General features: G+C 60.9%; 25 protein-coding genes and 3 pseudogenes. 17 read left to right on the top strand and 11 right to left on the bottom strand.

What is annotated here, in order from left to right; all coding sequences use genetic code 11:
* Together V7066_RS06490 and V7066_RS06485 are read left to right on the top strand one after the other, a co-directional pair.
* Nucleotides 1–245: pseudogene (locus tag V7066_RS06490) on the top strand (integrase); the annotation flags it as partial.
* Between the two features lie 129 nt (nt 246–374).
* Nucleotides 375–635: pseudogene (locus tag V7066_RS06485) on the top strand (IS6 family transposase); the annotation flags it as partial.
* Nucleotides 636–938: 303 nt separating this feature from the next.
* Here V7066_RS06485 and V7066_RS06480 read toward each other — a convergent pair.
* Both V7066_RS06480 and V7066_RS06475 read right to left on the bottom strand, forming a co-directional pair.
* Nucleotides 939–1,499, bottom strand: a complete 561-nt coding sequence (locus V7066_RS06480; RefSeq protein ID WP_082370115.1) for a hypothetical protein — start codon at nt 1,497–1,499, stop codon at nt 939–941.
* Nucleotides 1,496–2,125, bottom strand: coding sequence for a recombinase family protein (locus tag V7066_RS06475; RefSeq protein WP_054434826.1), 630 nt, complete (start codon nt 2,123–2,125; stop codon nt 1,496–1,498). The genes V7066_RS06480 and V7066_RS06475 overlap by 4 nt, the downstream gene beginning before the upstream one ends.
* A gap of 95 nt (nt 2,126–2,220) precedes the next feature.
* Between V7066_RS06475 and V7066_RS06470 the strand changes: the two genes are divergently transcribed.
* From V7066_RS06470 to hmpA, 7 genes and pseudogenes are all read left to right on the top strand, one after another.
* The gene (locus V7066_RS06470) at nt 2,221–5,130 is read left to right on the top strand and encodes a Tn3 family transposase (protein WP_132470475.1); all 2,910 of its coding nucleotides are present in this window, start codon (nt 2,221–2,223) and stop codon (nt 5,128–5,130) included.
* Between the two features lie 43 nt (nt 5,131–5,173).
* Nucleotides 5,174–5,824, top strand: coding sequence for a UPF0149 family protein (locus V7066_RS06465; RefSeq protein WP_132470472.1), 651 nt, complete (start codon nt 5,174–5,176; stop codon nt 5,822–5,824).
* The gene (locus V7066_RS06460; RefSeq protein ID WP_054434824.1) at nt 5,821–6,270 is read left to right on the top strand and encodes a hypothetical protein; all 450 of its coding nucleotides are present in this window, start codon (nt 5,821–5,823) and stop codon (nt 6,268–6,270) included. The genes V7066_RS06465 and V7066_RS06460 overlap by 4 nt, the downstream gene beginning before the upstream one ends.
* A 93-nt stretch (nt 6,271–6,363) precedes the next feature.
* A pseudogene (locus tag V7066_RS06455) lies at nt 6,364–7,089 on the top strand (tyrosine-type recombinase/integrase); the annotation flags it as partial.
* Between the two features lie 319 nt (nt 7,090–7,408).
* Nucleotides 7,409–7,888: a group III truncated hemoglobin gene (locus V7066_RS06450; protein WP_054435124.1), complete on the top strand. Its 480-nt coding sequence runs from the start codon at nt 7,409–7,411 to the stop codon at nt 7,886–7,888.
* A complete protein-coding gene (locus tag V7066_RS06445; protein WP_054435121.1) occupies nt 7,881–8,156 on the top strand; it encodes a DUF1971 domain-containing protein in 276 nt (91 codons plus the stop codon). The genes V7066_RS06450 and V7066_RS06445 overlap by 8 nt, the downstream gene beginning before the upstream one ends.
* 39 nt (nt 8,157–8,195) lie before the next feature.
* A complete protein-coding gene (gene hmpA / locus V7066_RS06440; protein WP_004206960.1) occupies nt 8,196–9,407 on the top strand; it encodes an NO-inducible flavohemoprotein in 1,212 nt (403 codons plus the stop codon).
* A 42-nt stretch (nt 9,408–9,449) separates the two neighbouring features.
* Here hmpA and V7066_RS06435 read toward each other — a convergent pair whose 3' ends face one another.
* The 8 genes from V7066_RS06435 to V7066_RS06400 form a co-directional block, all read right to left on the bottom strand.
* Nucleotides 9,450–9,695, bottom strand: coding sequence for a hypothetical protein (locus tag V7066_RS06435; RefSeq protein WP_054435118.1), 246 nt, complete (start codon nt 9,693–9,695; stop codon nt 9,450–9,452).
* Between the two features lie 17 nt (nt 9,696–9,712).
* Nucleotides 9,713–10,408 (bottom strand): superoxide dismutase, encoded by a 696-nt coding sequence (locus V7066_RS06430; RefSeq protein WP_054435115.1) that lies wholly within the window; start codon nt 10,406–10,408, stop codon nt 9,713–9,715.
* Nucleotides 10,381–10,581 carry a hypothetical protein gene (locus V7066_RS06425; RefSeq protein WP_021318857.1) on the bottom strand — a complete coding sequence of 67 codons (201 nt, stop codon included), beginning with the start codon at nt 10,579–10,581 and terminating at the stop codon, nt 10,381–10,383. The genes V7066_RS06430 and V7066_RS06425 overlap by 28 nt, the downstream gene beginning before the upstream one ends.
* A gap of 60 nt (nt 10,582–10,641) precedes the next feature.
* A complete protein-coding gene (locus V7066_RS06420; RefSeq protein WP_231635533.1) occupies nt 10,642–10,977 on the bottom strand; it encodes a hypothetical protein in 336 nt (111 codons plus the stop codon).
* Nucleotides 10,974–11,459, bottom strand: coding sequence for a carbonic anhydrase (locus V7066_RS06415; RefSeq protein ID WP_231635532.1), 486 nt, complete (start codon nt 11,457–11,459; stop codon nt 10,974–10,976). Before V7066_RS06415 ends, V7066_RS06420 begins: the two co-directional genes overlap by 4 nt.
* Before the next feature lie 189 nt (nt 11,460–11,648).
* Nucleotides 11,649–12,290, bottom strand: coding sequence for a peroxiredoxin (locus tag V7066_RS06410; protein ID WP_054435109.1), 642 nt, complete (start codon nt 12,288–12,290; stop codon nt 11,649–11,651).
* A 97-nt stretch (nt 12,291–12,387) separates the two neighbouring features.
* Nucleotides 12,388–12,567, bottom strand: a complete 180-nt coding sequence (locus V7066_RS06405) for a hypothetical protein (protein ID WP_054435107.1) — start codon at nt 12,565–12,567, stop codon at nt 12,388–12,390.
* A gap of 53 nt (nt 12,568–12,620) precedes the next feature.
* Complete coding sequence (locus tag V7066_RS06400; RefSeq protein ID WP_132470303.1) at nt 12,621–13,004, bottom strand: hypothetical protein; 384 nt, start codon at nt 13,002–13,004, stop codon at nt 12,621–12,623.
* 153 nt (nt 13,005–13,157) lie between these two features.
* Between V7066_RS06400 and V7066_RS06395 the strand changes: the two genes are divergently transcribed.
* Both V7066_RS06395 and V7066_RS06390 read left to right on the top strand, forming a co-directional pair.
* Nucleotides 13,158–14,006 (top strand): LysR family transcriptional regulator, encoded by an 849-nt coding sequence (locus V7066_RS06395; RefSeq protein ID WP_054435103.1) that lies wholly within the window; start codon nt 13,158–13,160, stop codon nt 14,004–14,006.
* On the top strand, nt 14,003–14,488 hold the full coding sequence (locus tag V7066_RS06390; protein WP_054435100.1) for a DUF6306 domain-containing protein: 486 nt from the start codon (nt 14,003–14,005) through the stop codon (nt 14,486–14,488). Before V7066_RS06395 ends, V7066_RS06390 begins: the two co-directional genes overlap by 4 nt.
* A 28-nt stretch (nt 14,489–14,516) precedes the next feature.
* Here the strand turns inward: V7066_RS06390 and V7066_RS06385 are convergent, their stop codons facing one another.
* Entirely contained in the window at nt 14,517–14,960 is a 444-nt protein-coding gene (locus V7066_RS06385; RefSeq protein ID WP_008828736.1) for an Rrf2 family transcriptional regulator, read from the bottom strand.
* Between the two features lie 225 nt (nt 14,961–15,185).
* Here V7066_RS06385 and V7066_RS06380 point away from each other — a divergent pair, with 225 nt between their 5' ends.
* From V7066_RS06380 to V7066_RS06355, 6 genes are all read left to right on the top strand, one after another.
* Nucleotides 15,186–16,820 carry a nitrite/sulfite reductase gene (locus tag V7066_RS06380; protein ID WP_054435097.1) on the top strand — a complete coding sequence of 545 codons (1,635 nt, stop codon included), beginning with the start codon at nt 15,186–15,188 and terminating at the stop codon, nt 16,818–16,820.
* Nucleotides 16,813–17,253 carry a DUF934 domain-containing protein gene (locus V7066_RS06375; protein ID WP_054435094.1) on the top strand — a complete coding sequence of 147 codons (441 nt, stop codon included), beginning with the start codon at nt 16,813–16,815 and terminating at the stop codon, nt 17,251–17,253. The genes V7066_RS06380 and V7066_RS06375 overlap by 8 nt, the downstream gene beginning before the upstream one ends.
* A gap of 225 nt (nt 17,254–17,478) precedes the next feature.
* Nucleotides 17,479–17,808 carry a hypothetical protein gene (locus tag V7066_RS06370; RefSeq protein WP_231635531.1) on the top strand — a complete coding sequence of 110 codons (330 nt, stop codon included), beginning with the start codon at nt 17,479–17,481 and terminating at the stop codon, nt 17,806–17,808.
* Between the two features lie 381 nt (nt 17,809–18,189).
* Complete coding sequence (locus tag V7066_RS06365; RefSeq protein ID WP_054435089.1) at nt 18,190–18,459, top strand: hypothetical protein; 270 nt, start codon at nt 18,190–18,192, stop codon at nt 18,457–18,459.
* Nucleotides 18,460–18,604: 145 nt separating this feature from the next.
* Nucleotides 18,605–20,680, top strand: a complete 2,076-nt coding sequence (locus tag V7066_RS06360) for an FUSC family protein (RefSeq protein WP_132470306.1) — start codon at nt 18,605–18,607, stop codon at nt 20,678–20,680.
* The gene (locus V7066_RS06355; protein WP_054435086.1) at nt 20,677–20,901 is read left to right on the top strand and encodes a DUF1656 domain-containing protein; all 225 of its coding nucleotides are present in this window, start codon (nt 20,677–20,679) and stop codon (nt 20,899–20,901) included. Before V7066_RS06360 ends, V7066_RS06355 begins: the two co-directional genes overlap by 4 nt.

The following is a 20,901-nucleotide window of genomic DNA, read 5'->3' as shown; positions in this document are numbered from 1 at the left end:
TGCGCGCCTTCGACGCTGGTGCGCTGCCCGATCTTACCCGTGACGACATGGGGCGGGTGCTCAAGGGGATTTCTGCGCACTCGACCCGGGTGGGGCCCAACCAGGACTTGTTCGCATCCGGTGAAGATCTGGCCGGGATCATGGATGTACTGCGCTGGAAGAGCCCGCGCATGCCGCTCGCCTACAACCGCAATCTTGCCGCCGAGCAGGGCGCAGCAGGCCGGCTCATGGCAAAGCTGGGCTAGTCCTTACGCGGCCGGATCCGAACGCGTCCCCTGCGTTCAGCCGAGCCGGGGATCGATCAGGGGTTCTGTCGCAAATTCCCGTGATGCCGATTATGTCATAGAAAGAATTGGCTTTTGTGGCGAGGTTTGATGTTTAAGGGGCGGCATTTTGACGCAACAATTATCCTGCTATGTGTGCGCTGGTACCTCGCTTACGGACTGAGCTTTCGGGACTTGGAGGAGATGATAGCCGAGCGGGGAATATCGGTGGACCATTCGACGATACACCGCTGGGTGGTGCGATATTCGCTGCAGTTGCTCGACGCTTTCAACGCCCGCAAGCGGCCTGTGACAGGAAAGTGGCACGTCGATGAGACCTACATCAAGGTCAAGGGCGAGTGGACCTACCTGGGGTCAGTTCCGGTACGGGGCGAAATGACACCCTAAGCGCAATGGCTTAAAGGGGTGGGAAGCCGACGTTAGCTTCGCAGCATTTGTCTTACAGCTAAGACGACGATAGCGAGCAGCGGCGGGATGCAGATTAGATAGGTCAGACGAGGATGGCGGCGCGCCCACTTACCAAAGAGGCGCTCCCCAATAAGTCCTCCGAAGAAACCGATGAGCAGTTCGTCCAGCATTTATTGGGCTTCGCATCTTCCGCTAATGTCCGCAACGGGGCGCTAGCTGCCATTATAAAACTCTGTTGAGCGTAGATCAGATGTCGGTCAGATCCTCGGGGTAACGCCCGCCCCGCTGGCAGAAAAGTCGCCATGTGTCCTGTCCGCGCTCAGTGACAAGAAGACGAACAGGTTTATCCGATGAACGCACAAGGAGCCCAAGCCGGACGAGAGGGACAATGGTTCGATCACCGATCACTTTTTCCCGGTTTCGCCCCGGGACTACCATTGCCCATCCCGGCGTTCCGCGTTCGGTAAGCGCGGGCTCCAGGTATCCATTCCGGGTGTCATCCGCTTCCCGGCCAAGAAAAAACAGGCAGATGCTCCAGAAGGCATCCCTGGGTCGAGGCGGGATCATCGCCCATTCGAGAGGGCCCGTTGTATCGGGCTGCTCATGCACCGTGGTAGTAATTGTTGGAGCGTCTCGTACACCTTCACGATAGGCGCGCTCCAGCGCCTGTGCGATAGCGCCCGCGGTGTCCACAGTGTAACCATATTTGCGATCATGGCGGTCTTTGGCGACGATGCCGCGAGCGATCTCACGGAAGCGTACCTTGCGCCGCGGATCGGGCGGCAGGCGTGGCGGGGCTTTTGTCATGCCGCTATTTCCTCGGCAGGAGAGCGATCTGCTCTTGCCCGACCGACGATTGCAGCGACCGTGTTCTTGCTCAGGCCAAGATCCCGCGCGATCCAGCGATAGCTGCGCCCCTCTTCAACCAGCGCGAGTACTTTGGGGCCAAGCCGATCCGACTTGGGCCGTTCTCCCGGTTGCCGTCCGAGCTTGCGCCCCCTCGCTCGGGCCGCAGCCAGCCCGGAACGGACACGCTCGCTGAGCATGTCGCGCTCGAACTGCGCGATGCCGGCAAGCAAAGTGGCCATCATCCGCCCATGCGGTGTGTCGACCTCGAACGTCATGCCGCTCATCGCCACCACGGACACGCGCCACCCGGACAACCGGTTCAGTGTGTCGAGCAAGTCCTGGGTGGAGCGGCCCCACCGGCTTAGTTCGGTCACAAGGATCGCATCGATCTGGCGTGCCTGCGCCAGCTTCATCACCTGGTTACGTGCCGCCCGGTTCGCCTTCATGCCGGAGGCTGTCTCCCGGAACGCTTTCACCACTTCATAGCCGCCCCGTTCGGCAAAGGCGGCAAGGTCGCGCAATTGCCGCTCGCACGACTGGTCGGCGGTCGAGACCCTGGCATAGATGGCAGCGCGTTGTCCCAATTGAACCCCTCTGGATTTAGGCTTCGAAAACCCTTGATCTGCGTGGGGTCAATGTTGTCCAAAACAGACTCCTGTTCAACTGGGACGATGCGCCTGTGCCAAGACGCCACATCCTGACGGCGCGTCAGCGCTCGGCACTGCTCGACCTGCCGACCGACGAGGCATCGCTGCTCCGCCATTATATTCTGGCTGACGACGACCTGATCCACATCGACCGGCGACGCAGGCCGGAGAATCGGATCGGCTTCGCGCTTCAGCTATGTGCGTTGCGCTATCCCGGGCGCGCTCTTGCCCCGGGCGAACTGATCCCCCAGGCCATCTCGGCCTTTTTGGGCGCCCAAATCGGTATCCCGGGTGAGGCGCTCGTACGCTACGCTGTCCGTCGTCAGACCCGGCAGCAGCACATGGAAGCGCTGCGCCGTATTTACGGCTATCGCATGTTTCCGGGACAAGGTCGTTATTCTCGAGCCTTTCGGCAGTGGCTCGTCGAGGAAGCGGAACAGGCTCACTCGAATGAAGATCTGGCCCGCCGCTTCGTTGCACGCTGTCGCGACACGATGACCATCCTGCCGGCGATATCGACAATCGAGCGATTATGCGCTGATGCATTGGTTGCAGCCGAGGGTCACATTGAAGCCCGTATCGTCGGCCGACTTGATCTCGAAATGCGTAAACGTCTGAACGCGCTGTTGACAGAGGTCATGCCCGGCAATGTCAGCCGGTTCGTCTGGCTTCGGAAATTCGAGGTGGGCCATAACTCGACGGCAGCAAACCGTCTTTTGGATCGGCTTGAATTCCTTCAGGGCTTTGGTTTGTCGGTACAGAGCCTCGCCGGTGTTCCGATGCGCCGGATTGCACGGCTACGCCGGCAGGGGGAGCGTTACTTCACCGATGAGGTGCGCGATACCGGCGCGAACCGCCGGTTGGCCATTCTCGCGGCCTGCGTCATCGAATGGGAAGCGGCCATGGCCGATGCGGTGGTGGAAACCCATGACCGCATTGTGGGCAAGACCTGGCGCGAAGCAAAGCAGGTGCATGAAACCAGGACCAGCGCTGCCCGCACGAGCGTCACCGATACACTACGTGCATTTACCGCACTGGGATCGGCCATGATCGAGGCCCGTAATGACGGCGTCCCGATAGAGACGGCACTGACGCGATCGCCGGAATGGGAAAGGCTTGACGAGTGGGTGGCGATCGCGGGGCAATTGAGTTCGGCGATGGCGGAAGAACCGCTTGCCCATGTCGGGCACGGATACCACCGGTTTCGCCGCTATGCCCCGCGCATGCTCCGCTGCCTCAGAATTGGTTGTGCTCCCATAGCAAAGCCGCTCTTTACGGCGGCGATGGCGATCGGCGATACCCGGTCACCGGTCCAATCGGGCGTCGATTTCCTCCGCCCCAATTCCAAATGGCACCGATACCTCAAGGCGCAGGAGGCCGGGTACGGCCGACTTCGGGAAGTGGCCATTCTTTTCCATCTGCGTGATGCCTTCCGGTCCGGGGACATGTGGCTGACGCATTCCCGGCGCTACGGCGACATCACCCAGGTATTGGTCCCGTTGGCGATGGCGCAGGAACAAATGGGTCGATTGACCTTGCCGCGCGATCCTCATGCCTGGCTCGATGATCGAACGCGGCGACTGGAAGAGGGGCTGAAGCGGCTCGGGGCCGCCGCCCGTGACGGCACGATCCCCCATGGAAGCATCGAGGACGGTGAACTTCGGATTGATCGGCTTACCGCCGCTGTCCCGGATGAAGCGGAAGAACTGATCCTTGACCTCTACCGCCGTCTTCCTCCCGCCAGAATCACGGACATCCTTCTCGAGGTCGATGCGGCGATCGGCTTCACTGAGGCTTTCACGCACCTGCGAACCGGCGCCCCGTGCGAGGACAACATCGGTCTGCTCAACGTCTTGCTCGCCGAAGGCCTGAATCTCGGTTTGCGGAAGATGGCCGAGGCTTCGAACACTCATGATTATTGGAAACTGTCACGGCTTGCCCGCTGGTACGTGGAAAGCGAAGCCATGAACCAGGCATTGGCCATGGTGGTCGCCGCCCAGGGTAAACTGTCTATGGCAGCGCATTGGGGCATGGGTGCCAGCGCTTCCAGCGACGGCCAGTTCTTCTCCACCGCACGGCAGGGCGAGGCGATGAATACGATCAATGCCAAGTATGGATCGGAGCCGGGTCTCAAGGCCTATACTCATGTCAGCGACCAATTCGCGCCCTTCGCCTCGCAGACCATCCCGGCCACGGTGAGCGAGGCTCCCTACATTCTGGATGGCCTGTTGATGAACGAGGCCGGCAGACAGGTGACGGAACAGTTTGCCGATACGGCGGGCTATACCGACCATGTTTTTGGACTGAGCGCGCTTCTCGATCGCCGGCTCGTGCTGCGCATCCGCGATCTACCCTCCCGGCGCTTCTACGTGTTCGATCCGAGGGCGACGCCGACCGAACTACGAAAACTCGTCGCCGGTAAAATACGCAAGGATATCGTCGTCGCTAACTGGCCCGATCTGTTCCGCAGCGTCGCCACGGTCAACGGCGGCAGGATCACCCCCAGCCAGTTGCTCCGCAAACTGGCGTCCTATCCCCGGCAGAACGATCTGGCCCTGGCTTTGCGCGAGGTAGGCAGGGTCGAGCGAACGCTGTTCCTGATCGACTGGATTCTCGACGCTGACATGCAGCGGCGGGCCCAGATCGGCCTCAACAAAGGCGAAGCGCATCACGCACTCAAGAATGCGCTGCGCATCGGCCGTCAGGGCGAGATCCGGGATCGGACCAGCGAAGGCCAGCATTATCGGATCGCGGGGCTCAATCTGCTCGCAGCCATTATCATCTACTGGAACACGCTCCACCTTGGTAAGGCTGTCGACCAGCGCCGCCGGGATGGTCTCGACGTTCCGCCTGAATTGCTCGCGCACATCTCGCCGCTAGGATGGGCTCATATCCTGCTTACCGGCGAATACCGCTGGCCCAAGGGAGCCGAGCCGTTATAAAATTGTCCGGTAAAGCCGTGATCTGTATCTGCAAGAAAGTACAATGGGCCAGTCCAAGGATAAACCGCCAACCGAACGTGCGATCCGCGCCTTGCTCGACAAGCATGCCTGTCCGGTTCCTTACCACGAAGTGAGGACGCGGTTGCTGGGCAACATCGCCTGTCCCGATCCCGCTGTGCAACCCATGGCGGTTATCGCCGGCCTATGGGGCGGAGCGTTACCCGAGTTTGACAGCGTGGATGACGCCAATGCGCTGCTTGGCGCCCTGGTCATGGGCCTGTGGAACGAACTGGCCGACCATCAGGACCCAAAGAAGCCATTCCGAGCCACTCGTGTTCCCCTGGAGCCAACCAGCGCCAATCTGGGAAATCTGGGCATGGTCCGCGCGCAGGAAGTCGAAGGTTTTGTGGAAGGCCTGTTCAATGGCGAGGAGGAAGCCGGGCTACCCGAACGCGCGCATGAAGCGGTCACGCATCTCGGGGAAATCAGAGCGATGATGGCGGGCATCGCCGACCTCATCGAACGCACCAGGGACGAACCTGAGGATCGCGGGCAGATCAAGGAGACGATCAAGCATCTGCGGGTGATGACCGAGATCATGGAGACCGAAATCCATGCCGCGGTTCTATCCTGCACGCGGGCGCGCGCCCAAACCCTCCCCGGTATCACTACGCCGTTGGGAACGCGGCATTGAACCAGAATTCGGATGCGGAGCAGCGCCTCCGCGAAAAACTGCGTAAGATCGAAGCCCTGTTCGCCGGCGCCGCCACGGCAGGCGAAAAGGCCGCAGCCGGTGCCGCCGCAGAACGTATCAGGCGCCAGTTCACTGAAACGAGCCGCCGCGAAACGTCGGAAGAGTTCAAGTTCTCGATTCCAGACCCGTGGTCACGGCAGCTCTTCACAGCCCTCTGCAGGCGCTATGGCCTCAAGCCGTTCCGCTATTCACGCATGCATCGCCAGACCGTGATCGTCCATGCGCCCGTCAGTTTCATCAACCAGGTCTTGTGGCCCGAGTTCGAGGAACTCAGCGAGGCCCTCTCCGCCCATCTCCTCGAGATCACCAATCGGATCATCCGCGAGGAGGTCTATGCGACGCCTGGAGAGGCCGATGAAATTGCCGAGCCAGCACGGCTACGATAGCGAAAAGCCTTGACTGATCGCTTAGGGTGTCATTTCGCCCCCTACCGGAACTGACCCCTTAATGTGCGGGGGCTGCTTGAGGCCTGCGCGGATGATTTGCGGGGGCTGCTTGAGGCCTGCGCGGATGATTTGCCGGGGCTCAGGGATCGGGCTTTGCTGTCGGTCGCCTACGACACGGGCTTGCGCGCCTCCGAGCTGGTCGCGGTCGAGGTCGAGCACATTGTGGACGCCATCGATCCCGAGGCGCGGCTGCTGACGATTTCGCGCAGCAAGGGCGATCAGGAGGGAAAGGGCGCGACCGCGTTCCTCAGCCCGCGCTCGGTGCGGGCGATCGCCGCCTGGACTGCGGCTGCCGACATCGAGGAGGGACCGCTGTTTCGCCGGGTGCAGGTGCGCCGCTACAAGGCGCGGGCCGCGGTCAAGGGGCGGCGGATCGAGACGATTTCTGGCCGCGAAAGCTGGGATCTGCGCAAGACGTTGCCGAAGTCGGCGGTGCCGGCGCGCACCGAATATGATGTGGGAGAGGGGGCGTTGCACCCGGGTTCGATCGGGCCGATCTGGCGGGCAATGATCCGGCGCGCCTTCGACAAGGGCGCGCTGAGCGACCTCACCGCCGATGATCTGGCGCAGTTGCTCAAGGGCGTGAGCGCGCATTCGACGCGGGTGGGCTTGAACCAGGATCTGTTTGCGAGCGGCGAGGATCTGGCGGGGATCATGGATGCGCTACGCTGGAAGAGTCCCCGGATGCCGCTCGCCTATAATCGCAATCTGGCGGCTGAGCAGGGTGCCGCCGGCCGCTTGATCGCGAAAATCGGGTGAGTAGATCTTGAGCTGCGCACAATTAGGTATTTGTGACGGTGTTTGAAAATTCCGAGTGCGCCAGATCACGCGGATTAGCGTTCCAGCGAATGTCCGACGGAATCGGAAAAGAAAACCCGCCCGTCTTTTGACGGGCGGGCAAGGAAAGGTGTCTACGTCTTACCGAGACTCCTTCGGGTCGCTGGCTGATGCTATGCCTTCGTGTTTCGGATTCAAGGCTAAACTAGCGGGGCTGAGCAGTTTCTCAGGCTGTGTACATCGCCGCGACCGACGACCTGGAAATATGCGCTAGCCTTGCGTTTATGCGCAATCATGATAGATGTATTATATATACATGATTGGAGCGCGAGTCGTGGACGGTGTCTCGAAAATCAGAGAAGAAGAGCTGACTCCTTTGGTGGAGGAATTTTACGCGCGGGTCCGCACCGACCCCGCGCTTGGGCGGATTTTCAACGATGCGATCGATGACTGGCCGGAGCATCTTGGGAAGCTGACTGCGTTCTGGTCCTCCGTCATGCTCACCAGTGGCCGATACAAGGGGCAACCGGTGCCGGCCCATTTGAAGCATAAGGCCAGGATAACGCCCGCGCTGTTCGAGCGGTGGCTCGCACTCTGGGTTCAAACGACCAATGACAGGATGACGCCCGAAGCGGCAGCGGCGCTACAAGCGAAGGCGCGGCGCATCGCCGAGAGCCTGCAACTGGCGATGTTCTTCCAACTGGAGGAACGGAGTGCTGCATCGGTCGCCAACGCGGAACGTAAGGATGCCATCGAGCGACCAGGGCAAACCCATGGGTGAAATATTGCCTTACCGTTCCACGCCGGTGTTCGACCAGGACACTCTGCCGGCTGCCTTGCGCGCGCGACATGACACGAAGGCTGGTGTTTGGGGCGTGATCCGGGTTTTCGAGGGCGAACTCCGGCTAACCTACCTCGAGCCACCTTCGGAGATCGTCCTGACGCCTGACCAGCCTGGCTTGATTCTCCCTCAGCAACCGCATTTCGTAACGCCGACAGGGCCGATGAAGATGCAGGTGGATTTTTACGATCACATTCCCAAGCTCTGACATTCCGGGATTTTCAACGCATTCAAAAAGGAGAAGTTGATGACGCAGCCCCTCAGCGATCAGACCATCGCGCTCGTCAAGGCGACCGTCCCCGCGCTCGAAGCACATGGCCTCGACATCGTGAACGAGATGTATTCCCGGATGTTCCAGAACCCGAACATTCGCGACCTTTTCAACCAATCGCACCATGGTGATGCCGGTTCGCAGCCGCGGGCACTGACCGGCGCCATTCTCGCCTATGCGAGCAACATCGAAAATCTCGGTGCGCTTGCCCCGGCGGTCGAGCGGATCGCGCAGAAGCATGTTGGCCTGCAAATTCTGCCCGAACATTATCCGCACGTTGCCGAGGCGCTCCTGGGGGCGATCAAGGCGGTGCTGGGGGATGCGGCCACCGATGAAATTCTCGCTGCCTGGGGCGAAGCCTACTGGTTCCTGGCCAACATCCTGATCGCCCGCGAGCAGCGAGTCTACTCAGAACAGAAGGACGCGACCGGCGGATGGAATGGCTGGCGCGATTTTCGCGTCGAGGACGTCGTGCGTGAGAGCAGCGTCATCAATTCCTTCGTTCTGCGCCCCGTTGATGGCGGGGCCGTCATGCGGCACAAGCCCGGGCAATATCTGACCTTCTGGCTTGAAATTCCGGGACATCCGCCAGTCAAGCGCAACTATTCGATTTCAGCAGCCCCCAACGGCGAAACCTATCGCATTTCGGTCAAGCGTGAGCCGCTTGGTCTTGCGTCAGGCTGGCTTCATGATGAAGCCAAGCCGGGCACGGTGCTCAAAGTTGCCGCGCCTGCAGGCGAATTCTTCCTGGCAGCGCATGTCGAACGCCCGGTGATCCTCCTGTCGGGCGGCGTGGGGCTGACCCCGATGGTGGCGATGCTCGAAACGCTTGCTGAGGGCGAGGCGGGAGTCCCCGTGCACTATGTCCACGGAACTCATGACCGCGATACCCACGCAATGCGTGATCATGTTCGCGCTGTCGCTGGGCGGGGCAAGTCAATCACCGTCACCGATTTTCATCAGACCCCGCTCGAAGATGAAGTCGCAGGACGGGATTATGACGTCGCCGGCATCATTACCGATGAATGGCTGGTCGCCAACACGCCTGTAGGTGAGGCCGATTACTATATCTGCGGACCACGCCCGTTTCTGCGGCACGCCGTCTCGACCTTGTCGCTGGCTGGCGTCCCATCCGACCGCATTCATTACGAATTCTTCGGTCCGGCGGACGAATTGCTCGCCGCCTGACTGAGCGCGGAGAAGGGCGACATCGCCCTTCTCCGCGTCTACTCAAACCGCCATGTCGGCGTGATCTCGGACTTCTGGACGCACTTGGGCGTCAGCGACAGGTTCCTCGACGAGAATCGCGAACTTGGCACCCTTGTAATAGATGCTGGGCCGATGCCAGGCCCGCGTCACGACGACGACCGTTCCGTCGATCTCGATCTCTTCGCCTGCCTGGGGTGACCGCGCGAAGTGAAAACTGCCCCAGGCTGCTGGGGAACTGCTATCGCCAGCCCAAACGTCAACGAGCATTTACTTCTCCTCCTTATTCAACGGGCGGTCTGTGATGGTGGATAGCGCCACGGCTTGCCCTGGCCGATCGCCGCGTCAAACTGCGTTTCGGCGAAGCTCCAATTTGCGAGCCTGTTCCACCAGGACGTGATCCAGCCCGCGCGATCCTGGCGGTAATCGATGTAGTAGGCATGCTCCCACACATCGCAAGCAAGCAGCGGCGTCACCCCTTCCTCAAGGATTGGGCTACCCGCGTCGTGGGTAGAGATCACCTCGAGCTTGTCGCGCTTCGCGATGAGCCAGACCCAACCCGATCCGAAATGGCCCGTTCCTTCAGCGGAAAAACGCTGTCTCAGCGTTTCGAGACTCCCGAATTCGGACGAAATGGCGCTGGCGAGCAGCCCGGCAGGTTTAACCGTTTTCGGCGCCATGCTCTCCCAAAAGAAGCTATGGTTCCATGCCTGGGCTGCATTGTTGAAGACGCCCTTCGCGCCGCTGCCGTGCGCGATGCGGATGATTTCCTCGAGCGTGTGGGCCGAGAAATTCTGCTCGGCCAGCAGCCGATTGAGCGTTTCCACGTAGCGTGCGTGATGTTTGCCGTGGTGGATCTCCAGTGTTTCCGCCGAGAGGACAGGCTCGAGATCCTTGGTCCCACAGGGCAGGGGAGGCAATTCGAAGACGAGCCTCTCAAGGTCGGATTGAGCTATTACAGCATTGCGGCTTTGATCAGCCATCGCTTGTCTCCTTGAGCAGAAATAGCGCCGGAAATCGTTTCGGCCGAGGCGTGATGATGCGGCACCATCCGGCGCAGATAAGTCGGTAGGAAGGCCCTGATGATGAGCGCTGCGGGACCATTGCTGATGCAGCCGCACAGGGCGCTGCAATGGTCTTTGGTGAGAACGGTCAATGTGCATAGGACAGCTCCGCCCTTCGCGCATCGAGCGCGGCCATGCACAGGGCGATTGCCTCAACCGGGTGATGGGCTGTCCATTGGCCAAGCTCGCCCACCACGGTGGTTCCCCTGGGGGCCGGCTTCGATCCAATAGCCGGATGGCACCAACATAGCGGCAGCGCGGCAAGTCGCCGTGTAGAGCAGTGCCCGAACGTGGTTGCCGTCGTCCTGCAGCCAGACTCCCGGAGCAATAACGGTCAAGCTGCGCAGTGCCGGAAATACGGCCAGCGCAATCCGTGCATCAATGTCGCGATCGGGTTCACTCGCGCCCTTGCAGGCGGAGATGGCGTCGACGAGGCTGTCGTCATGGCCAATCGCCCTCACGCGGCACAGGGCGCGCATGGCGATCATGACGCGCCTGCAATCCGGAGTTTGGGAACTGCCTCATCGGGGTGGCGGCTGACGGGTGAGCAGACCGGTTGGAGAAGGCCGTCTCCAATGGCGTAGACCCAACCGTGAAGCGTTAGCGCAGCGTGCCGCGCCCAGGCCCGAAGAACCAATGGGTTGGCTGCGAGTGCTTTCACCTGGGCGCGGATATTATGTTCGCACAAACGGTCTGCATTGGTATCCGGGGTGCAGCAGACTGTTTGATAGAGCTCACGCACCGGTGCGAGCCAAAGCCCGATCGCGTCGTCCCTGTCCGGTGCCATTGCCGCTTGAATCCCGCCGCACCCGTAATGGCCCACGACGATGATGTGCTCGACCTTCAAAACATCGACCGCGAACTCCAAGGCGGCGGCGAAGTTAGGATCGCTCGGCGTGGCGAGATTGGCGACGTTGCGATGAACAAACATCTCGCCGGGATCGAGATCGACGATTTCGGTGGCCGGCACCCGGCTGTCCGAACAGCCGATCCAGGAATAGCGTGGCCGCTGCTGGCCTACGAGCCGTTTTAAAGAATCCGGGATCGATCAGGGTTTTGGCGTCAGCCCATACGCGGTTGCGGGCCAACAGGTCGGAGAGGCCGCCGTCGTCTGCTCCGTCGGCGGCGGTCTGTCTTTTTCCACTCTCCTCCAATTGCCTCATTGCCCGGGAGCCTGCAGATCGACGACCCGAAGGTAGGGCTTCCGTGTCTTGTAGCCTTGTGGGAACTGCCGGGATGCCTCCTCGTCCGACAGCTTCGGCGATATGACGACCGGCTCGCCAGGTTCCCAGTTGACGGGCGTTGCGATGCTACGGGCATCTGTAAGTTGAAGGCTGTCGATGGCACGGAGAATCTCGGCAAAATTCCGACCGGTCGAAGGCGGGTAGGTCAGGATCAGCCGCACCTTGCGTGACGGATCGATGACGAAGACGGAACGGACAGTGACCGTCGGGTCGCTCTCGGGGTGGATCATGTCGTAGAGCGCCGACACCTTGGTGTTGGCATCCGCGATCATCGGGAAGTCGAGTTTCGTCCCTTGGGTTTCGTGAATGTCGAGCTCCCATTTGTGATGGGCTTCGACCGGATCCACCGAGAGGCCAATGGGTTTGACGTTGCGTTTGTCCCATTCGGACCGGAGCTTTGCAACCTCGCCCAGTTCCGTCGTGCAGACCGGCGTAAAATTCTTGGGATGGCTGAACAGGACACCCCAGCTTCCGCCGAGCCAATCGTGGAAGCTGATGCGGCCGTGCGTGCTGTCCTGCTCGAAATCGGGGGCGATCTGCCCGAGCTGAATGGCCATGGGAACTCCTTCATATCGCAGATCTGATGTGGAGATGGACGAAGCATCATACAAACGAATGTTATTATTATTTATCAGCAAAGATATTGGATATAAATTAGCGCCGGGTTCCCGGTCCGAGCCCCACGATCACGAGGAGGGCTATCGGCATGGCGAACAGCACTATCCTATTGCCGTCCCCTTCGGCGACGAAGCCGTTTTGGCGGAGCAAATCGACAAAAAGGCGGATCGAGACGAAGGCGATGCTTGCGGCGAAAATCAGATAGAGCCCGGACATGGAGGGCGGGCGCTCTGGTCCACGCGCTTGTCGGTCATCATCGTTGTCAGCCTTCACGGCAGCTTTGTCCGTGACGAGGGAGGCGGTTTGCGGCGGCAGGTTTCCTGAAGATTAGGGGCATCTTCACCCGACGGCTGTCGGTCTTCAGATGACCACAGCGCAATGAAGTCAAACGGAGGGGGCACTTCCTGCCAGGGCTGACGCACTCGGCGATGTGCCGTTTGTTCCCAATCGAGAGAGAGGATCACACCGATACAAACCGCGATCACGAAGACCACGACGGCAACGAAGACATCGTCGCTGATCGCACCAGCGTCGTGAAAACTGAAAAGTGCTATGCCTATCCCTAAAACCAGCGACGCCAGCGCTATGCTGACTTTCCAGATTTCGGCCCGCGGCGGCGGCGGTTCGGGCGTGAAGCGGCCTGAAGGTTTCATCTGAAAGTTCGCCCAAACCGTTGGACGCTTATGGTTGTTGGTGCCTGTCCAGGGTCGATGACACGGGCCTTGCCTTGTGATCCCATCATCGGCCCGCTACCATGAAGCAAGCAAATGAATATTATTGCGCATTGAGCGCAAGGATGATGGCTTATGGATATCAATGTTGCGCGCACATTCTTGGAAGTCGTCAAAACCGGCAGTTTTGTGAACGCTGCGTCGAACCTTCACCTCACGCAGACCGCAGTCAGTGCCCGCATCCGGGTGCTTGAGGACCTGCTCGATCGGCCAGTATTCATCCGCAACAAGGCAGGTGCGAAGCTGACACCGGCGGGCGAGCAGTTTCTGCGCTTTGCAACCACCATGGTGCAGGTCTGGGATCGGGCGCGCCGCGCCGTCGCGCTCCCGCCGGGACGGGAGACCGTGGTAACGGTCGGCGCCGAGCTCAGTCTGTGGAGTCCCTTGCTGCGGCACTGGCTGCTCTGGATGCGTCGGGAATGTCCGGAAATCGCGGTAAGCACCCATATCGACACATCCGAACGCCTGATGGAGCAGGTCCAGGATGGCTCACTCGATATGGCGGTGCTCTATGCCGCGCCGAGCCGTCCGGGGATCATCGCCGAACTCTTGTTCGAGGAAAAGTTGGTCCTGGTGCGGACCACGCCAACCAGCAGCCCTCTCGCACCGGAAGATCATGTTCAGATCGATTGGGGTGAGGAGTTTGCCGGGAGCTATCACGCCGCTTTCCCGGATCAGCCTAACGCCGTCGTTTCGATAAGCTATGGTCCGCTCGCGCTCGATTATATCCTGGCGACAGGGGGTAGCGGCTATTTTCGCAAAGGCTTCATCCGCTCCTATCTCGAGGAAGGCCGCCTCGCTCTCGTCCCCGGAAGTCCTGAATTTTCGTACTCGGCCTATGTCGTCCACAGCACAAAGGCCGACCCGGGCGTGATGGACCGCATTCGTGCCGGCCTCAAGGCGGCCGCGGCGATTACAGCATGACCGTGAACGAACCATCCTCGCCCGTTTGTTACGCCAGCGAAGCCGATGACATTTACATGGGCTTTGCCGGTCGCGAGGAGATCCTCGCGGCGCTCCACGAACTGCTGGAAGCCGAACGGGCCGGCGCCCGCGTCGCGCTCGCCAGCACCAAGTCGGCGAACGATCCCGACTACGCCGAACTGATGCGATCGGTCCGTGCCGACGAAGCACGTTGGTGCGCGATGCTCTCGAGGCAGATCAGGCGATTGGGCGCAGCGCCCTCACGCAAGACCGGCGCCTTTTACAAGAAGGCGTTGGCAATCCCTGATCCGCTTGAAAGGCTCGCCTTTCTCAACCGCGGACAAGCCTGGGCGGTTCGCAAACTGGAATCTCTGACCCCTAGGGTTCGTTACGAGGCATTGCATGCCGATCTTCGCGAGATGCTCGAGAGCCATCGGGTCAACATCGATCGCGCCGCAGCGCATCTTGAAGCGGAGCATTGACCTGCGCGGAAATCCGCAGCTGTATCATTTAGTCCATGCCGACGCCGAGCGGTGATTGGCGGTTAATCAGCCGCTTCATGGCCTCACGATCGGACAGGAGATCGGAAATCCGGTAGGTATCGAATACCGCCATCATCGCCTGCATGCCTTGCGCCAGCACGCCGGTCAGTCCACATGCGGGAGACAGCGCACACCCGGAACAATCTGCGAGTTGGAAGCCTTCCTCGGTGCGGCGGACGACCTCGCCGACGGTGATCTCATCCGCTGGTCGGGCGAGACGCATGCCGCCGGCGCGACCGCGAACGGTTTCGATGAAGCCGTCGTGCGCCAGGGCGTTGACGACCTTCATCAGGTGATTGTGGGAGACATCATAAGCCCGCGCGATTTCGCCGATCGAACACAGGCGCTCTTCGTGAAGGGCCAGGTGAATCAAGACCCGCAGTGAATAATCCGTGTAGCGTGTCAGCCGCACGCAGAACTCCCGAGAACCAATCTGCAACAGCATACCTGTATGTCACAGACATGTTAAGGCCGGGATCGCCCTCGAGCCGGCTTGCAACGATCGGCCCATGGTTGTTGGCCTGCAGCGACCGGCCTTATCGAGCAATTATTTTGATGGATCGCTGCATTAAAAGTCATTTTGTGCATGAGTGCTCGTGATGCCATCCTGATGTCCCCTTGGGCGTGAGAGGCTGATATGTACAAATACGACGAGTATGATCAGGCCATGGTCGATGCCCGGGTCGAAGAGTTTCGCGACCAGACGCGCCGTCGGATCGAAGGCCATCTCAGCGAAGACCAGTTCAAGCCTCTGCGGCTCAAGAATGGGCTCTACCTGCAACTGCACGCTTATATGCTGCGCGTAGCGGTGCCTTACGGCACGCTCAATTCGCGGCAAATGCGCAAGCTGGCGCATATCGCGCGCAAATATGACCGAGGCTACGGTCATTTCACGACGCGGCAGAACATCCAATACAACTGGATCAAACTGGCGGAGGCACCCGACATCCTCGCTGAGCTCGCGACGGTGGAAATGCATGCCATCCAGACGAGCGGCGAGAGCATCCGCAACCTGTCGGCCGATCACTATGCTGGAGCTGCGCCCGACGAGATATGCGATCCGCGGCCCTGGGCCGAACTGATCCGCCAGGCCACGACGTTCCATCCAGAATTCAGCTATCTACCGCGAAAGTTCAAGATCGCGGTGATCGCCGCGCAGGAGGACCGTGCCGCGCTACGTTGGCATGACTGCGCGTTGCGCATCGTCAAGAACGGGATGGGCGAACAGGGGTTCGAGGTTTATGCTGGCGGCGGTATGGGGCGCACGCCCATTATCGCTTTCCTGATCAGAGAATTTTGCCCGGCAAGCCAGATCTTCTCCTATATCCAGGCAATCCTGCGGGTATGGAACAGGCATGCGCGGCGGGACAACATCCACAAGCAGCGGATGAAGATCCTTGTCCATGAACTGGGCGAGGAAGAGTTCCGCCGTCAGGTCGAGTTGGAGTTCGCGCATATCCTGACGCTGGGTCGGGATTTCCCACAGGCCGAGTATGAGAGGATCGCCGCCCATTTTGGCCCGCCGCCGTTCGAGACCGGGCTTTCCGAGGAGCTCGACCGCTCCGATCCCGACTTCGCGCTATGGGTCGATCGGCAGGTCGCCGCGCACATGGCGCCAGGCTATGCCATCGTCAATATCAGCCTGAAGCCCGACGGGGGCATAGCTGGCGACATTTCAGCCGAGCAGATGGAGATCGTGGCCGACCTTGCCGAGCGCTATAGTTTCGATGACCTGCGCTCGACGCATGTCCAGAACCTCGTGCTTCCGCATGTCCACAAGCGGGATCTCCATGCGGTCTGGCAGGCGCTCCACGCGGCGGGACTGGCAAGTGTCAATCTCGGCCTCGTCACCGACATCATCGCCTGTCCGGGCCTCGATTATTGCAGTCTCGCCAATGCGCGTTCGATACCCGTCGCGCAGCAGATCGCCGAACGCTTTGCCGATCTCGATCGTCAGCTCGATCTCGGCGAACTCAAGATCAAGATTTCAGGCTGCATCAACGCCTGCGGTCATCACCACGCGGCCCATATCGGCATCCTTGGCGTCGACCGGAAGGGAACGGAGAACTACCAGTTGCTGCTTGGCGGGTCCGGTGCCGAGGATGTCTCGCAGGCGAAGATTACCGGCCCGGGCTTCGACGAGGTCGGAATTGTCGATGCGGTCGAACGCACCATCGAATGCTACCGCGAGATCCGCGAGCCCGGCGAACGCTTCCTCGATTGCTATCGCCGCGTCGGCATGAACCCGTTCAAGGAGGCAATTTATGGGTGATCCGCTGCGCTTCCGGGACGATCCGGCGCCCGATGAGCCAGGGGTCTCGCTGGATGCGTTTCTCGATCAGAAGGACGCGACCTCGGTGCTTCTCGAGGCGGGCGATGATGCTCGCGCCTTGCTGCCTGAGCTTGGCCGCGTGCGGCTCGTCGAGATTGCCTTTCCGCGGTTTCGCGACGGCCGTGGCTTTTCCAGCGCGAGCATATTGCGCGAGGCGGGCTACACAGGCGAAATTCGCGCGATCGGTGACGTGCTCGTTGATCTCCTATTCTTCATGCGGCGCTGCGGCTTCGACAGCTTCGAGCCCGACGAGCCCTTCGATCCGGATGCCGTCGACGCGGCGCTGCGCCGCTATCCTGACGTCTATCAGTCCACGACCGATGGGCGCGTGCCGATCTGGGCACTGCGGCATCCTCAATGCGCCACCGGATGACGCAATTTCTTCTTCTGGTTTGAAGTTTCGGGAGCCTTTGCGTTCGTCCTGGCAGGCGAGGTTGAGACGATGATGGGCACTTCTGTAGCTTTGAAACGCGTGTGCGCTGCGAGTGCGCGGCCGCGAACACCGCCTTGAAGCCAACGCCTGCGAACGCACCGGACGCGCCACTTGTAAATATATCGTGATGCGATATATTAGAATGTGGGAGTCGGAGGGGCGTCAATGGAGGCCAATATGCCGATGTTGAAAATCCTGGTCATTTCTATCGGCCTGACGCTGGGCAGCTTTCTGGTGGCGGTATCGCTCTCCTGTCTGGCCTGGTGGGTGGCCACAAGTGTTCATCATCCGCGCTGGGGCGCGCCTCTTCTGCTCATCATAGTCGGTGGCGCTTGGCTGGCTGCGTTAGGGCACAGTGAGTTCGTGAAAATGGTCACCATATTCGCTGTGGTTGGATCGGGCCTGTTCTATTTTGTAGGTCGGGAAGAACAGGGAGGAGGGCCGTCGCGCGACACGAAGCCGGGCCGCTTCGCCATTCCTGGAGGAAGACGGTGATGGCGACGCAAACTTGGATCTATCCCGCTCTCATCGCGGTGCTGGGCCAGAACAGAAGGCCGAGCTTCGCTGAAATGCGCAATTTCGTCAGGCGCGCTCGGCGTGAAGCCGCTGCCAGCGGTTCGGAAGCTGCATGCCGGGGGAAGGTGCGTCGTCTGGTCGAGGCGGCTTTGGGGGCGGAGTCCCAGGCTTGACCACGAAGGAATAGGCATTCCTGTCCTACGGCTTGGTATATGCGATGCTGTCGAATAAACCTCAGAAGTTTTGCGGATAACCTGCAAAAATATTCGTTTGCGACATCGCGGGCAATCATTCACTCCTGCTTCAACAGACCGTGAAGATAGCTGGTCGAGAGCGAGCATCAACGGGAGAGGATGCCGCATGAAGAGGCTTATGTCGCGAGACCCTTCTACGCAGGCCATATTCACGTTGCAGCGGGCGCTATGGACGCTTGGGTTCGCTGGACTCGCCTTCATCCTCTATTGTCTCAGCGAATATCGCCTTCTGAGAGAAGAGCAGATCATGCTGCTCATTTTCCTGGCCGTGCCGATCGCCGCTTTCTTCGTTTCGGGGAAAGGGCAGGACATGTCTGATGCTTCGGACAAGGCAGACCGTGGCGCGAATCCGGGTTTCCCCACAAGAAAAGATTAAGTGCAAAATATTTGCGTTTATCCATCAATATTTTGACCTACGGTTTAACGCACCAGCTCGGTTAAAGGGCCTTCTCATATCCATGGGAGGAAATGACCACGGTCGCTTTCGATCGTGACAATCCCGTTTGTCATGGTGGTAAGTGATGCTTGTTGCGTTTGCAGGCAGGAAACGCCTGTCAGCCTCTCCCTTTGTGGTTGACCCCCAGAAGCTGCTCTTCTCGCTCAGCAGCTTGCTGGCGGCCGCCGCCACGCTGGCCATCGCCTTTTCGGCCAGCCTGCCGCGCCCCTGGTGGGCGTTGCTGACCGTCTACGTCACTGCTCAACCCATGGCCGGTGCTTTTCGGCCCAAAGTTCTCTACCGTCTGGGTGGTATACTAACCGGTGCCGCCGTCACGATCGTGCTGGTCCCCAATTTGCAGAACTCGCCTGAGCTCCTGGTCTTGTGCCTCGCGGCCTGGACAGGGTTTTGTATCTATCTTGCCGTCCTTGATCGCACGCCGCGCGCCTTTCTGTTCCAGATGGCCGCATTCAGTTCGGCGGTGATCAGCTTTCCCTATCTCGATGATCCGGGCAATATTTTCGAGACGACAGCCGCGCGCGTGCAGGAGATGACGGTCGCGATCCTGTGCGTGACCGCGGTCCATGCGCTGCTGCAACCCTGGAGCGCGACGCCGGCTATCCGCGCACGCGTCCAATCCTTTCTGGGCCATGCTCGCCGCTGGACGGCCGAAGCGCTTGGCAGTCAGCATACACGGCTCGAGGATGCGCATCGGCGCATGTTGGCGGCAGACGTCACCGAGCTTGGCATGATCGCGGTCCATTTGCCGTTCGATCAGCGCTGGGCGCCCGCGACCCGGCGGCGAGTTACGGCACTGCAACAGCAACTCGCCACCATCCTGCCGCTTGCCTCGGCGGCGGCGAACCGGCTCGATCGCCTGCGCGAAAGCGGCGATCTTCCGCCGGAGCTCGGGGCTTTGCTTGCCGACATCACCGACTGGCTGGACGATGAACAAAGTGAACTGCACCGGGTGGGACCGCTGGTGCGGCGGTGCGAGGCGCTGGCGGAATCCGGGGAGACGCGCGGAGGCTGGAGCGGATTGCTGACCGCGAGCGCCTGCATCCGCATCGCCGAGTTCCTGACCGCTTTGGCGGCGTGCCGAAGACTGGCGGGCAGGATCGGGTCACCGGAGCGACCCAGTGATAAAATTCTCGCCGCAGAACCCTTTTCCCTTGCCCGCGATCATGGCGTCGCCGCGCTGGCGGGACTAGCGACCGCCACGGCGATCGCGCTCTATTGTGCCGTCTGGATCCTGCTTGCCTGGCCGAACGGATCGGCGACGGCTGCCTTTGCCGCGCTCATCACCTGTTCCTTTGCGGCGCAGGACGATCCCGCGCCGGTGATCGGTCGCTATCTCGTGGCGACGCTCAAGACTTTCCCATTGGCGGCCCTCTACCTCTTCGTGATCCTCCCCCGGGTCGATGGTTATGAGATGCTGATCATCACCCTGGCTCCGGCCCTCCTGTGGATGGGTTATATCCAGGCCGATCCCGCGCGCTCGCCGCAGGCCTTGCCGATGTTCTCCTGCTTCATTGTCGCCATGGGCTTTCTTGCGCGATTCCAGGCGGATTTCGCGCTGTTCATCAACACCGGGCTGGCGCAACTCGGTGGAATTGTCACCACACTTGCGGTGACGCGGATGTTCCGATCGGCCAATGTTCTGTGGACCGCGCGGCGCATCCTGCGCGCGAACTGGAGTGAGCTTGCCCTGCTTGCCGATATTCGCAGACCCTTCCGCCCGGACCGCTGGACGGCCAGAGCGGTCGACCGGCTCGGGCAGGTGGCTGCGCGCATGGCTGTGGCCACCGCCGGCGATGCGCTCCACGCCGCCGATGGTCTGGCGGACCTCAGGATCGGCCGCAACATCATCCCGATCCGCCGGGCGCTGTCTCATGTCCCGCATGACGTGCGTCACCGCCTGGGCGCGGTACTTGCCGGGCTGACGGTGTTTTATGGCGAGCGCTGGCGGCATGGCCATGCGGATGCGCCGCCGCCTGGGCTGCTCGATCCGATCGATCGGGCCTTGGAGGCACTCCTCAGCCAGCCACTCGACGCGCATCGCCGGCCTGCCTTGCGGGCGCTTGTCGGGATGCGTTGCAATCTCTTCCCGGCCGCCGGAGCACCCGACATCGCTACGGTAAGGGCAGGGGGGGGCGCATGATCGAGGAACTCAATGTGCTCGGCGTCTACATGCCTGCGGCGCTCGTCTGGGGCGTTCTGGCGGCGGTCCTCGTCTATCTTGCGCGGGGGCTCCTGCAGCGCCTGCCGGCTTATCGGCTACTCTGGCATCCGAGCCTGCTCGAACTCGCTCTCTTCATTCTGCTGTGGTGGGGCCTGAGCGCTCTCGCCGATAGCCTTCTCTACCGATGGATCGCTTCCTGA

It is taken from the genome of Novosphingobium sp. (assembly GCF_036820275.1).
GTDB lineage: Bacteria > Pseudomonadota > Alphaproteobacteria > Sphingomonadales > Sphingomonadaceae > Novosphingobium.
The sequence above is the reverse complement of the archived record's forward strand: the minus strand, read 5'-3'. Positions and strand labels throughout refer to the sequence as shown.